Origin of the sequence: Hydrogenothermus marinus (assembly GCF_003688665.1) — a bacterium.
In the GTDB taxonomy this organism is placed as follows: Bacteria; Aquificota; Aquificia; order Aquificales; family Hydrogenothermaceae; genus Hydrogenothermus; species Hydrogenothermus marinus.
On the sequence record NZ_REFO01000010.1, the window covers coordinates 444,624 to 458,636 of the forward strand.

At 27.0% G+C, this 14,013-nt stretch carries 14 protein-coding genes; 11 read left to right on the top strand and 3 right to left on the bottom strand.

What is annotated here, in order from left to right:
* The first annotated feature begins 3 nt into the window (after window positions 1-3).
* From dksA to CLV39_RS02730, 7 genes are all read left to right on the top strand, one after another.
* Window positions 4-354 (top strand): RNA polymerase-binding protein DksA, encoded by a 351-nt coding sequence (gene dksA, locus CLV39_RS02700; RefSeq protein WP_121922678.1) that lies wholly within the window; start codon window positions 4-6, stop codon window positions 352-354.
* Between the two features lie 12 nt (window positions 355-366).
* A complete protein-coding gene (locus CLV39_RS02705) occupies window positions 367-951 on the top strand; it encodes a nicotinamidase (RefSeq protein ID WP_121922679.1) in 585 nt (194 codons plus the stop codon).
* Complete coding sequence (locus tag CLV39_RS02710; RefSeq protein ID WP_121922680.1) at window positions 948-2,726, top strand: bifunctional 3'-5' exonuclease/DNA polymerase; 1,779 nt, start codon at window positions 948-950, stop codon at window positions 2,724-2,726. Before CLV39_RS02705 ends, CLV39_RS02710 begins: the two co-directional genes overlap by 4 nt.
* A complete protein-coding gene (gene recO, locus CLV39_RS02715) occupies window positions 2,727-3,422 on the top strand; it encodes a DNA repair protein RecO (RefSeq protein WP_121922681.1) in 696 nt (231 codons plus the stop codon).
* A 130-nt stretch (window positions 3,423-3,552) separates the two neighbouring features.
* A complete protein-coding gene (locus CLV39_RS02720) occupies window positions 3,553-4,131 on the top strand; it encodes a superoxide dismutase (RefSeq protein WP_121922682.1) in 579 nt (192 codons plus the stop codon).
* A gap of 14 nt (window positions 4,132-4,145) precedes the next feature.
* The gene (locus CLV39_RS02725) at window positions 4,146-5,555 is read left to right on the top strand and encodes a CsgG/HfaB family protein (protein WP_121922683.1); all 1,410 of its coding nucleotides are present in this window, start codon (window positions 4,146-4,148) and stop codon (window positions 5,553-5,555) included.
* A gap of 59 nt (window positions 5,556-5,614) precedes the next feature.
* A complete protein-coding gene (locus CLV39_RS02730) occupies window positions 5,615-6,007 on the top strand; it encodes a hypothetical protein (RefSeq protein ID WP_121922684.1) in 393 nt (130 codons plus the stop codon).
* 3 nt (window positions 6,008-6,010) lie between these two features.
* Here CLV39_RS02730 and CLV39_RS02735 read toward each other — a convergent pair whose 3' ends face one another.
* Window positions 6,011-6,421 (bottom strand): NUDIX domain-containing protein, encoded by a 411-nt coding sequence (locus CLV39_RS02735; RefSeq protein WP_121922685.1) that lies wholly within the window; start codon window positions 6,419-6,421, stop codon window positions 6,011-6,013.
* Between the two features lie 65 nt (window positions 6,422-6,486).
* Here CLV39_RS02735 and ligA point away from each other — a divergent pair, with 65 nt between their 5' ends.
* From ligA to CLV39_RS02755, 4 genes are read left to right on the top strand one after another with little or no spacing between them, the layout of a single operon-like run.
* Window positions 6,487-8,604, top strand: coding sequence for an NAD-dependent DNA ligase LigA (gene ligA, locus CLV39_RS02740; RefSeq protein WP_121922686.1), 2,118 nt, complete (start codon window positions 6,487-6,489; stop codon window positions 8,602-8,604).
* Complete coding sequence (locus CLV39_RS02745; protein ID WP_121922687.1) at window positions 8,605-9,798, top strand: Glu/Leu/Phe/Val family dehydrogenase; 1,194 nt, start codon at window positions 8,605-8,607, stop codon at window positions 9,796-9,798.
* A 16-nt stretch (window positions 9,799-9,814) separates the two neighbouring features.
* On the top strand, window positions 9,815-10,744 hold the full coding sequence (locus tag CLV39_RS02750; protein ID WP_121922688.1) for a cytochrome-c peroxidase: 930 nt from the start codon (window positions 9,815-9,817) through the stop codon (window positions 10,742-10,744).
* A 9-nt stretch (window positions 10,745-10,753) separates the two neighbouring features.
* A complete protein-coding gene (locus CLV39_RS02755; RefSeq protein ID WP_170145586.1) occupies window positions 10,754-12,826 on the top strand; it encodes an EAL domain-containing protein in 2,073 nt (690 codons plus the stop codon).
* Here CLV39_RS02755 and CLV39_RS02760 read toward each other — a convergent pair.
* Both CLV39_RS02760 and CLV39_RS02765 read right to left on the bottom strand, forming a co-directional pair.
* Window positions 12,819-13,391, bottom strand: coding sequence for a CDP-alcohol phosphatidyltransferase family protein (locus tag CLV39_RS02760; RefSeq protein ID WP_121922690.1), 573 nt, complete (start codon window positions 13,389-13,391; stop codon window positions 12,819-12,821). The two genes, CLV39_RS02755 and CLV39_RS02760, sit on opposite strands and share 8 nt — an antisense overlap.
* Complete coding sequence (locus CLV39_RS02765) at window positions 13,384-14,013, bottom strand: phosphoribosylanthranilate isomerase (RefSeq protein ID WP_121922691.1); 630 nt, start codon at window positions 14,011-14,013, stop codon at window positions 13,384-13,386. The genes CLV39_RS02760 and CLV39_RS02765 overlap by 8 nt, the downstream gene beginning before the upstream one ends.

The window sequence follows — 14,013 nt, forward strand, 5'->3', positions numbered from 1 at the left end:
AAATTGGAACATTTAACACCAGAGCAGATAGAAGAGATTAAAAATTCCCTTTTAGAATGGAAAAAACAGATACTAAAAGAAAGTAAAGAAGCAGTAGGTGAGCCTTTATCTTATGAAGGAGGAGATGAGATAGATAGAGCAGATACAGAAGCAGGAAGATTTTTAACATTAAGAAACCTTGATAGAGATAGAAAAGTTTTGAAAAAAATAGAGTATTCACTTAGAAAAATAGAAGCAGGAACTTATGGAATTTGCGAAGTGTGTGGAGCAGAAATACCTTTTGAAAGATTAAAAGCAAGACCTGTAGCTAATTTATGTATTAAATGTAAGGAGATAGAAGAAGAAAATGAATAAGGGAGGTTAAAAATGAAAGTAAAAATAACAGACCTTGATGCTTTAATTATAGTTGATATGCAAAATGATTTTATGCCAGATGGAGTACTTCCTGTAAAAGATGCAGATAAAATAATTCCAAGACTTAATGAATATATAAAAATGTTTGAAGAAAAATCAAATCCTGTATTTTTTACAAGGGATTGGCATCCAGAAAATCATATATCTTTTAAAGGTTTTGGGGGAATATGGCCACCTCACTGTGTTCAAGATACAGAAGGAGCTAAATTCCATAAAGATTTATACATTCCTTCAGATAACAAATTTATAATCTCAAAAGGTGATTCAAGAGATTTTGATGCATACTCAGGATTTCAAGGAACTATTTTAAATGATTTATTAAAAGAAAGAGGAATAAAAAGATTATTTGTTGGTGGAGTTGCAACAGATTATTGTGTAAAAAATACAGTCTTAGGCGGATTAAATTTAGGCTATCAAGTTTTTGTACTTGAAGATGGAATAAAAGGAGTAGATGTTAATGAAGGAGACAGCGAAAAAGCTTTAAACTTAATGCTTGACAAAGGAGCAACCTTAATAAAGTTTGAAGATATAAAATGAAATTTTCATATATTACAGAGAAAAAACAGCTTGAAAATATAATACCAATTTTAAAAGCAGAAAAATATCTTTACTTAGATACAGAAGTAGCAGTAAAGAATTTTAAAAATATAGATTTTTTTTCAGATAAAGTTAGATTAATTCAGATTGGAACAGAAAAAGATATTTTTGTAATAGATATATTTAAAATAGGAAAAGAAAATATAAATATCTTAAAGCCAATTTTAGAAGAAAAAGGACTAATAGGACATAACCTAAAATTTGATATTAAATTTTTAAAAACAAATTTTGATATATTTCCCAAAATAGTTTTTGATACTATGATAGCATCTCAAATAATATCAGAAGGAAAAGATACAAAGCATTCACTTCTTGCAGTTTCAAAAAGAGAAGCAGACCTTGACTTAGATAAATCTCAACAAAAATCACCATGGCATTTAACAGACCTTTTAGAAGAACAGATAAAATATGCGGCAAATGATATTGAAGCTTTAAGACAGATTTTTCCAAGTTTAAAAGAAAAATTAAATCAGATGAAAACACCTCATAAAGCAACAGGGGAAACAAAAGAGATTTTTGGAGTAGAAAATCCGGTTGCGGCAGTAGAATTTACCTTTATTCCAAATCTTGCTTTAATAGAACTAAAGGGAATGCCAATAGATAAAAATTTACTAGACAAAATGTTAAAACAACTATCTTCAGAGTATCAAAGCTTATATATTGATTTTTTTAGAAAGTATGGAATAGATCCTTTTTCACCTCAAAAAGTAGCAAACTGGCTTACAAACAAGCTCAAATTAAAACTTCCCAAAACAGAAAAAGGCTCTATCTCATCTCAAGATAAATATTTAAGAAAGTATGAAAATAAACCAGAAGTACAAAAACTTATAGAAATAAGAACAAAAAAGAAACTTCTTGATAAAGTAAAAGAGCTAAATGAATATATAACCCCAGATTTAGAAGATGAAAACACAGGAAGAATAAGAAGCTTATATAGACAGATAGGAGCACCTACAGGTAGGATGTCATCATCTAAACCAAATTTACAAAATATACCACCAGTTTTAAGAAAATTGTTCAGACCTGCAAAAAATTACTCTATGATAGTTGCAGATTATTCACAGATAGAACTTAGAATTGCCGCAGAATATACAAAAGACCAAGTAATGATAAATGCTTTCAAACAAGGTTTAGACCTTCATAGATTTACTGCATCATTAATTACAGGAAAAGATTATGAAGACATAACAAAAGAAGAAAGACAGATGGCAAAAGCTATAAATTTCGGACTTATTTATGGAATATCACCTCGCTCATTAATGGAATATGCAAGTAGTAGCTATGGAGTAGAAATATCTTTAAAAGAAGCACAAATTTTCCATGAAAAATTTTTTGAGCATTACAAAGGCTTTAAAAAATGGCATGAAGAAACTAAAGAAAAACTAAAAAATCATAGAGAAATAGAAGTTGTATCTTTACTTGGAAGAAGAATGAAAGTTATGAAATTTACAGATGCAGTAAATTATCCTATTCAAGCAACAGGAAGTGATATGCTAAAAATGGCAGTAAACTTTTTTGGAAAATTGAAAAAAGATTTAGATGCATATATTGTAAATCTTGTCCATGATGAAATTATTGTAGAAGCAAAAGAAGATATAAAAGAAGAAGCTAAAGCTATTTTAGAAGAAAGTATGAAAAAAGCAGGAGAAATATTACTAAAAAATGTACCTATAAAATATGAGATTGAAATAGTTACTAACTGGTCTGAAAAATAGATGATTTTTATAAAAGATGAAGCAATAGTTTTAAGGAAATCAGAGGTCGGAGATAAAGATTTATCTATTACTGTATATACAAAAACCCTTGGAAAAGAAAATATTTATGTAAAAGGAGCTCAAATTATAAAGCATCCCTTTTTACCAGTCTTACAGCCATTTAACTGGTTTAAAGGAGTTTTGATTAGATATAAAGAAAAGCTTTATATAAAAGAGATAGATAAAAGTTATAATCTTGCATATAACTATACAAAAGATTTAGACAAACTAAAAACTGCTATCTGGATTTTAGAAACATTTGATAAATATACATTATTTCCTGATAAAAATATGTTCACTTTTTTAAAAAAAACCCTTTATTTTCTATCAAAAACTAATAACTTAGAAAACTATAAACTATCATTTGTAATTAAATATATCTATCTTTATGGAATTTTTCCAATGATTTCAAAATGTATAAAATGCGAAATAGATATTAATAGCTCAAATTTTGCAAAATTTTCTTTCAAAAAAAGAGGAAGTATATGTAAAAAATGCAGTAAAGATAAAAAAACAGATTTAACTTATAATCAGATTTTAGATATAAACAAACTTTTAAAAAAAGATCTAAAAGAAATAGACAAAATTAATATAAAAAATCCAGAATCTCTAATCAATAAACTTACTAAATATTTAGAAAGCGAAACAAGCTTATAAACTTTAGGATATATATACAAATTTTTTATTACAAAAAACTATAATATCCAGCAATAAAAATTATATAGACAAAATATAATTTTATACTTAAATTTATCTTAGATAATGACTTTCATTAGGAGGAATAGTCATGGATTATAAAGCAAAAGATTTTACAAATTTAATAGGTATGGATGGTTTTAGTAAGGAGCTTTTAGAACAACACTTTACTTTGTATAATGGTTATGTGGCTAATACAAATAAACTTCTTGAGATTCTAAAAAGTATGAGAGAAGAAGGCAAACTTGGAACACCTGAATTTGCAGAAGTAAAAAGAAGACTTGGCTGGGAATTTAATGGAATGAGACTTCATGAATACTATTTTGAAAATCTTGGAGGTGATGGAAATCTAAATAAAGAAGGGAAATTAGCAAAGCTTTTTGAAGAAAACTTTGGAAATTATGAAAACTGGGAAAATGAGTTTAAAGCTATAGGTAAAATGAGAGGCATTAGCTGGGTTATTTTATATCAGGATAATATTAGTGGTGATCTCATTAATTTCTGGATAAATGAGCATGATGTAGCACATCCTGCAGGATGTAAACCTATACTTGTAATGGATGTTTTTGAGCATGCATTCTTGACAGATTATGGATTAAATAGAGCTGACTATATAGAAGCCTTCTTTAAAAATATAAACTGGGAAGTTGTAGAAAATAGACTGATTTAAAAAGGAGGGATAAGATGTTTATAAGAAACATTAATTTGTTTATCGTTCCTTCAATTCTTTTTTTCGTAGGTATTTTCTTAGTATCTTGTGCTGGTACTTCAGTAAGCTCAGTAAAAGGAACAGAGCAAAGTATAACAAAAACAGCAGCTTACAAGGGTCCAAAGGCAAGAATAGCTGTTGCTTCAATAAAATGTAAAGCTGCTAAATGTAATGGTCAAATTGGAAGTGGTCTTAGAGATATGCTTATTAGCGCTTTAGCAAATTCAAACAGATTTATAGTTCTTGGAGGAAGTGAAGAACTTCAGGAATTGGAGAAAGAAATAAATCTTTCTCAAAGTGGCTATATTAGACAAGAAAGTGCTATCCAACCAGGTGGATGGGAAGCAGCAGATATTATAGTTTTAGGTTCAATAACGGCATTTGAACCTAATGCTGGTGGTATAGGTGCTGGGGGAATAGGTATCCCTTTAGGAGTTCCTCTTATAGGTGGAGTTAAATTTGGGAAAAAAGAGGCTTATATAGCTATGGATTTAAGACTTGTTGATGTTAGAACAAGAAGAATAGTTGCTGCAACTACTGTAGAAGGTAAAGCATCTTCCTTTAATGTTGGTGGATTAGGGGCTGGATTTACAGGTGGATTAATATTAGGTGGTGGCCTTTCTGTATACAAAAATACACCTATGGAAAAAGCTGTAAGAGTTCTTATAGATAAATCTGTAGATTTTATAGCAAAAAGAACTCCTGAGGAATATTATAGATATACACCAGAAGGTAAAGAAATAAATTCTACACAACCACCAGTAAATTCTGGAGTTGCAACTAAACCAACTAATAAACCTACTACTCCAGTATTAGCAGGAGGAATAAAAAGAGCACAAGTTGAATTTGAACCAGGTAGTAAAGTTTTATTTTCAGAAGACTTTTCTAACTGCACTGAAAAACCTACAACTTTAAAAGTAGTAGAGGGTGATTTTGAGTGTGTAGAATTTGGTGGAAGAAAATGGTTAGTAAATATAGTAGGTAGTTCAAAAGCTGTTAAAAAAGTAAATCTTGGAGAAGACTTCGCTATAGAATTTGATATTTATGTAACAGAAAAACCAAGTGGATTACTTTCTATCTCACTAGGAAGCGATGGTAGAGGTGGAGAGATTAGTTTTACTAATGATTATGTATCTACAATAGGTGTTCATCTTTTGGGAAAAGAATTAACTAAAAGGCTTTCTCGTAAAACAATTCATCATGTTGCTATACAAAAAAAAGAAAATTTTCTTCGCCTATTTGTTGATGGAAATAGACTTGCTACAGAAGAGATTGATCCTATAAGAATGAGTCAGAACAATGATGGTTTTGTAATAGTTCAAAGAGGAAACATTAATGAAGGAAACTATTTTCTTATAACTAATATAAGAGTTACTTCTTATTAAAAATATCAAGGGGCTGTTTAAACAGTCCCTTCATTTATTTAATATAGGAGACTTTGAAAATGAATAAGTATTTTTTTTATTTAATAACTACTCTTTTATTTATAACCTTTTCAAATGCTCAAATTATTAAGGAATCTTATGTCAGTACAACCAAGATAATAATAACAAGTAAAAATATAGATATTCCTTTTGGTATGAATGGAAAAATTATTATTGCAAATATGGGGAAATTTCAAATTGATAAGATTAAAAGCATAGATATATTTATTGACAATTATGGAAAAATAAATGGAATAAGAATTATTTATATTGATGGTTTACAAGGCAATGAGAGTATATTCATAAGGAATGTGAAATCTATAATTTTTGAAAAATTAAAATCTCCAATGCAAAAAAATAAGAAAGTTCATTTAAGAGTTCTAACAATAGATGAACTTATTCATCCTTGGTAAGTATTATCTATTAATAAAATCCTTTAATATTTTTTCATGATCAAAAACTAATTTATCAAAAGGAATTTCTTCTAATTTAAAGATTTTTACTTCTTTAGCATCAGAACTTGCTTTCGGCATTCCATAAGCTTTACATATAAAAACTACAGAAACAGTATGAAATCTTGGATCTCTTTTTGGATCAGAATACACACCTAAAATTCTTACTATCTCAACATCAAGGCTTATTTCTTCTTTCATTTCTCTTTTTACTGCATCTTCAACAGTTTCTCCAATATCAACAAATCCTCCCGGAATAGCAAGTCCTAAAGGTGGATTTTTTCTTTCAATAAGAACAATACCTTGAAAATTATCTTTTTCATCAAATAATTGAACTATACCATCAACAGCTACATAAGGAGTTTTTATTGCCATTTTATTACCTTTTCTTTAAATTTTTAGTATATTTAATAATAACAAATAAAAAAAGGGAGTAAACAATGTATTCTAAACAAGAAGAAGCTAAATTAATAGAACTTACTAGACAACTGCTAAAACTTGATATATCAAAAATTAAAGATATAAAAGAAGCAGAAGAAGTAGCAGTAAAATTAAGAGATGTTATAAGATACCACGATTGGAGGTATTATGTACTTTCAAATCCTGTTATTTCTGATTATGAATATGATCAATTATTTCATAAACTAAAAGAATTAGAAAAAAAATTTCCACAAATAATAACACCTGATTCTCCAACCCAAAGAATACCTTCAGAACTTATAGAAGGTTTTCCAAAAGTAAAACATTTAACTCCTATGCTTTCTTTAGATAACTCTTATAATGCAGCAGATTTAAGGGATTTTGATAGAAGAGTAAAAGAGCTTACAGGTTTAAAAGAAGTAGAATATGCAGTAGAACCTAAATTTGATGGAGCAGGAATAGCATTAGTATATAGAGATAACTTTTTTGTTAGAGGTTCTACAAGAGGAGATGGAGTAGTTGGAGATGATATTACACAAAATTTAAGAACAATAAAAACAATACCTTTATCAGCAGATTTCAAGAAATATGGAATTAAAATAATAGAAATTAGAGGAGAAGTTTTAATTAGAAAATCCTTATTCAAAAAAATGAATGAAGAAAGGCTACAAGAAGGATTACCACTTCTTGCAAATCCAAGAAATGCCGCAGCAGGCTCTTTAAGACTAAAAAATCCTCAAGAAGTAGCAAAAAGAAATTTAGAAGCTTTTGTATATCAGATAACTTATACAGAAGATGAAAATGGAAATAACTTACTTGGAACAAAAATAAAAACCCATTATGAAGCTATAAAAATATTATATAGCCTTGGATTTAGAACACCTATTCCAGAAGAAGAAATAAAAGTTTTTAATAACATTGAAGATGTAATTAAATACTGTAATGAATGGGAGCAAAAAAGAAAAGATTATCCTTATGAGATAGATGGAATGGTAATAAAAGTTAATGATATATCTTTATATGATAAATTAGGATTTACTTCACATCATCCAAGATGGGCAATAGCATATAAATTTAAAGCAGACCAAGCAACTACAAGAATAATAAAAGTAGTTTTCCAAGTTGGAAGAACTGGAGCTATTACACCAGTTGCAAAACTTGAACCAGTAGAAATAGGAGGAGTAATAGTTTCTTCTGTTTCTCTAATAAATGAAGATTTTATAAAAATGAAAGATATAAGAATAGGAGATTTAGTTTTAATTGAAAGAGCAGGAGAAGTAATACCTTATGTAGTAAAAGTAATAAAAGAAGCAAGAACAGGAAATGAAAAACCAATAGAATTTCCCAAAAATTGTCCATCTTGTGGCTTGCCACTTATAAAACCACCAGGAGAAGCAGTTTATAGATGTATAAATATAAACTGTCCAGCTCAAGTTGTAGCAAGAATAGCCCATTTTGCATCTAAGGAAGCAATGGATATTAGAGGGCTTGGAGAAGCAACGGTAAAAAAATTTTATAAACTTGGTATTCTAAAGAAAATTCCAGATATATATAGACTACCTTATGATAAAATCAAGAACTTACAAGGATTTGGAGAAAAATCAGTAGAAAATCTAAAAAAAGCAATAGAAGAATCAAAACAAAGACCTATCCATAGATTAATATATGGATTAAGTATTAGATATGTGGGACAATCTACAGCAAAAACATTAGCAGAAAATATCAAATGTGTAGAAGATCTGAAAGACTGGAAAGTAGAAGATTTAGAGAAATTACCAGATATAGGTTATGTAGTAGCACATAGTATTTATTCATTTTTCCATAATGAAGAGAATATAAAAACAATATATGAACTTAAGCAGTTAGGAGTAAATACTTGTAAAAAAGAAGAAAAGAAATCAGATAAACTAAAAGGAATTACTATTGTATTTACAGGAACTTTAAAACATTTTACAAGAGAAGAAGCAAAAGAGTTAGTAGAATCACTTGGAGGAAAAGTATCAAATAGTGTAAGTAGAAAAACAACATATCTTGTAGTAGGAGAAAATCCTGGTTCAAAATATGAAAAAGCTAAAAAACTTGGAATTAAAATGTTAACTGAAGATGAGTTTCTAAAATTAGTTGGAATAGAAAAATAAATGATAAAAGAGTATATAGAAAATAATTTTAACTACCCAAAAGAATTTATAGATTATATATTTAGCTACAATCGTATAATTTCCTTTTCTATTAAAAAAAGACTAAATGGAAAACTTAAAATTTTTAATGGATATCGGATTCAACATAACAATGATTTTGGCATTTATAAAGGAGGATTTAGGCTTAATGAGAAAGTAAGTATTGAAGAAATGAAAACTTTATCCTTTTTAATGAGTGTAAAAAATAGAATCTATGATTTACCATTTGGTGGAGCAAAAGGTGGTATAGCATTAAATCCAAAAAAAGTTTCCAAAGAAGACTTAAGACAGGTAATAAGAGATTATATTTTAAATCTTAAGAATTACATAGGAGAAAATAAAGATGTATTAGCTCCAGATGTAGGAACAGATAGTAAAACTATGGCTTTAATTTTTGAAGAATACAAAAATATAAATAATGAAATATCATTTGCAATTACAACAGGAAAATCAGAATATCTTGGAGGTTTATCATATAGAAAAAAATCAACAGGATATTCAGTAGCCTATTTTTTAGATAAATTCTTAAAAATAAATAATATAAAAAATCCAAAAATTGGAATACATGGCTTTGGAAAAGTAGGTAAGTTTACAGCATATAAGCTTAATGAACTTGGATATAAAATATCAGGAATTTCCGATTCTAAAGGTGGAATAATATCTGACAATTTAGATATAGAAAAACTAATTAATATAAAAAAAGAAAAAGGTTCTGTTATTTATTATCCAGCTAATAAGAAAGTTTCTTCAAGTGAGTTTTTAGAAGAAGATTTTGATGTTTTGATAATAGCATCCTTTGAAAATGTAATAAATAAGGAAAATGTAAATAATATTAAAGCTAAAATTCTTGTAGAAGGAGCCAATTTTCCTATATCCGTAGATGTAGAAGATATATTACTTAACAAAGGTATTAAAATACTTCCAGATATAATAGTTAATGGTGGTGGGGTTTTTATAAGTTATTTTGAATGGATTAAAGGGAAAACTTATCAGGAATTTTCAGAAGAATATTTAGATACTAAATTAAAATCAAAAATAGATGAAATATTTAATAAAGTAAGCTTGATTTCTATGAAAGAAAATTTAGATTTTAGAAAAGCAGCTTATAAATTAGCTTTAAATAAATTCTTAGATAGATTTTATGAAATTTACTAACATAGAGGTAATTAAAATGAAAAGTTTTATAAAGGCTTTAATAATTGTCTTAACAGCATTTCATTTTATCTATGCAAAAGAGCCTATAAAACCTATCCCCCAAAAGATTGATTACAATAAAGAAAAAGCAGAGCTTGGTAAAATGCTATTTTTTGATAAAAATCTTTCTTCTGATAAAACTATATCATGTGCAAGCTGTCATGACCCAAATCATGGAGGAGCAGATCCAAGACCTGTTTCTACTGGAGTAAAAGGAAGAAAAGGGTATGCAAATGCACCAACAGTTTTTAATAGCTATTTTAATTTCAGACAGTTTTGGAATGGAAGAGCAAAAGATTTAAAAGAGCAAGCTAATGGACCTATTCACAATCCAATTGAAATGAATATGAATAAAGAAAAGATTGAGAAATATTTAAGAAGTAATGAATTTTATAGAAAAATGTTTAAAAAAGTATATGGAAGAAAACCAACATATGAAGATGCTTTAGATGCAATTGTAGAATTTGAAAAAGCATTAATTACACCAAACTCAAAATTTGATAGATATTTAAGAGGAGAAGTAAAACTATCTCCTTTGGAATTAAAAGGATATAAACTTTTTAAAACCTTAGGATGCATTACCTGCCATAATGGTATAAATATTGGTGGAAACAGCTTTCAAAAAATGGGTGTTATATATCCTTATGTTAGAAAAGAAAAAACACCGGATAGATATGCCATTACATATAAAGAAGAAGATAAAATGGTATTTAAAGTTCCATCTTTAAGAAATATAGCTTTAACAGCACCTTATTTTCATGATGGAAGTGCTAAAACTTTGGAAGAAGCACTAATAAAAATGGCATATCATAATCTTGGTTTTACATTGACCGAAGAAGAAATAAAAGCCTTAGTAGCATTTTTAAAAACATTAACAGGAGAAAAACCTGAGATTTTAAGAAAATAAGGAGTGTTTTTGAAAAGGATAAATATAGAGATATTACTTGTTATAATTTTTGCTTTAATAGGTTTAGGTTTAATTTTATATAAAGAATATTTTTATAATCTTCATATCCAGAAGAACAATACACTATATTTTAGTTTTTTAGAGCTTAATAAAGATTTAATTAAACTGAAAAATGAGATTTTCAAGGCTAATTATTATTTATATATAGATAACGATAATTTTGTAAAAGAAATAAAAAATATAGAAAATCTTATCCAAAAATTAAAAAATGATAAACATTTTAATTCTAAGATTCATAAAGAAGCCTATAAAGAGTTTTTAAGTTTTGCAAAATCATTCAATATTTATAAGGAAAATTTATATAGATTTTTAACATACAATGCAACTATAAAAAATAGTGCAACATATATTCCAACACTTGTTCTTCGTTCTTTTTCTGTTTTTGATTCTAAAAAAGATATAAATTTAATAATCTTTTTAAATAAGATTGAAACAGAAGTTTTTATATCAAAAAATGCTAAAGATTATAGTTTTATTCCAGATTTAAAAAAATACCTAAGGAAATTAAAAGAAATAGAAAAGAAAAGAAAAGGTAAAGAGAAAGAACTTCTTACTACTTTTGAAAAACATTTAGAAATTTTTATAAACTACTTTCCCAAAACTGTAAAATTAGTTGAAAAACTCTCAGATAACACTCTTGAAAATAAACTTAAAAATGTAATTCTTAAATTTCAAAAAAGCACAAAAACTGAGCTTAATAGTATAAAGTTCTACGATAGGCTATTTACTTTATTGTATATCTTCAGTATTTTAGTGATTATATATTTTTTATTCTATACTGAAAAGAAAAAGAAAGAACTACAAATTGCGTTAATAACAGATACTTTAACAAAACTTGGAAATAGATTTAAATTTCTACAAGATAAAAATAAATTTAAAGAACCTGTTTTTATTTTAATAAATATAGATAGATTTAAGGATATAAACGAATTTTACGGAAATAGTTTTGGTAATAAAGTTTTAATAAAATATTCGCAAATAATAAGGTCTGTAGCTTCAAAGGTTTTAAGAAATAACTGTATATGTTATAGATTTGACTCAGATAATTTTGGAATACTATTCGAAAGAAAATCGCAAGATATTATATATATATCAGAAAGAATTTTAAAAGGGACAAACAATATAAGATTATCAATAGATGGCATAGATATTGATATTTTTGCATCAATGGGTGTTAGCAGTTATAAAGAAAAGTTATTAGAAACTGCAGAAATGGCTTTAAAAAAAGCTAAAGAAGACAAAACAAAAAGATTTTATATATTTTCTCCTGAAATTGATAAAACAAAAGAGATTGAAAAAAATATAAAACAGTTAAGGGAATTAAAATTAGCTATAAAAGAAAACAGATTAGTTGCATTTTATCAACCTATTTTTGATTTAAAAACTGGGGAAATAGTAAAGTATGAAGCCTTAGCGAGAATTATAAAAGAAGATGGTTCAATTATTTATCCTGGAAAATTTTTACCTATAGCAGAAGCAGCAAAACTTAATGCAGAAATAACGAAAATAATATTAAAACAAGTATTAGAGAAAATAAAGGAAACTAAAAATAATATTAGCATTAATTTATCTTATTATGATGTTGAAAGTGATATTTGTAGAAATGCAGTAATGGAAATGTTAATGGAAAACAAAGAATTAGCAAAATATTTAACATTTGAGATTTTAGAAACTGAAGATATTAGTGATTATGAATTATATAAAAACTTTATAGATGAAGTAAAGAAATTAGGATGCTCAGTAGTAATAGATGATTTTGGTAGTGGTTATTCAAACTTTGATAGAATACTAAAAATGAATATAGATACAATTAAAATAGATGGAAGTTTAATAAAAAATATTGATAAAGATAGAATCAGCTATTTAGTTGTTTCTACAATAGTTGATTTTGCAAAAAAGGCAAATATAAAAACTGTAGCAGAGTTTATTCATTCTGAAGAAGTATTAAAAATAGTAAAAGAACTTGGAATAGATGAAGGGCAAGGTTTTTATCTTGGTAAGCCTAAACCTGATATTACTTGAATTTATAAACATAAAAGAATCTTTGCAAGAAAGTAATAAAAGAACCTATTAATAATATTAAAATTCCTATCTCAACCTGATTTAAAATTAAAGAGATTATTAAAATTATTAATCTTTCAGGTCTTTCAAAAATTCCAACTTTACACTCAATTCCAAGTCCTTCTGCTCTTGCTCTTGTATAACTAACTAAAAAAGAAAATATAATTGTAAAAATAGTAATAGCTAAAAAAATAGTATCTTCTTTAAAAATTATAGCTATAGCAATTAAAGGAAGTGCATCAGAGATTCTATCTATTACTGAATCAAAAAAGGCTCCAAATTTTGATGTTTTTCCAGAAGTCCTTGCTAAATGTCCATCTAAAGCATCAAATAAAGCGCCAATTCCAATAATAAATCCTGCCAAAATAAACTGCTTTTGAAGCATAAAATAACTTCCTATAGCAGTAAAAATCAGTCCTGAAATAGTTAAAACATTTGGGGATAGATTTAATTTATCAAAAAAAAGTATTATAGGCTCTGTAGCTTTTTCAAAATGTGGTTTCATCTGTTTTATAAACTCACTCACTTATCTCTCCAAAGGCTTTTTTAGCATTTATTATATAATTTTTTACCTTATTTAAATCTTTTATTCCAGGTTTTAGTTCAAGTTTTGAAGAAGCATCAACTCCAAAAGGTTTATATTTCTTTATTAATTCATAAACATTCTTTTCATCAAGTCCACCTGATAAAATAAACCTATCTGTAAGATTTTTTACTTTTAATACAAGTTTTTGATTTATCTGTTTCCCAGTTCCTCCATACTCTTTTTCTGAATATGCATCTATTAAGATTAAGTAATTTTCATTAACAAAGGGTTTAATTTTTTCTATTGAATTTTCATCTTTTATTCTAAATGCTTTAATTACTCTTTCTTTTGGAAACTTTTTTATAAATTCTAAACTTTCATCTCCATGAAACTGGATAATATCAGTAATATCTAAAAGTTTTTTTACTAAATCTTCCGTAGGGTTAACTACAACTGCTACAAGCTTAGATTTTTGTAAATTTTCTTTTATATCTTTAATCTTATTAATATTTATATGTCTTGGACTTTTCTCAAAATGGATAACTCCTATATGTGTAGCTCCATAATCTTCTATCTGTTTTGCTTGCTTTTTATCTGTTATTCCACAAACTTTTATAAACAT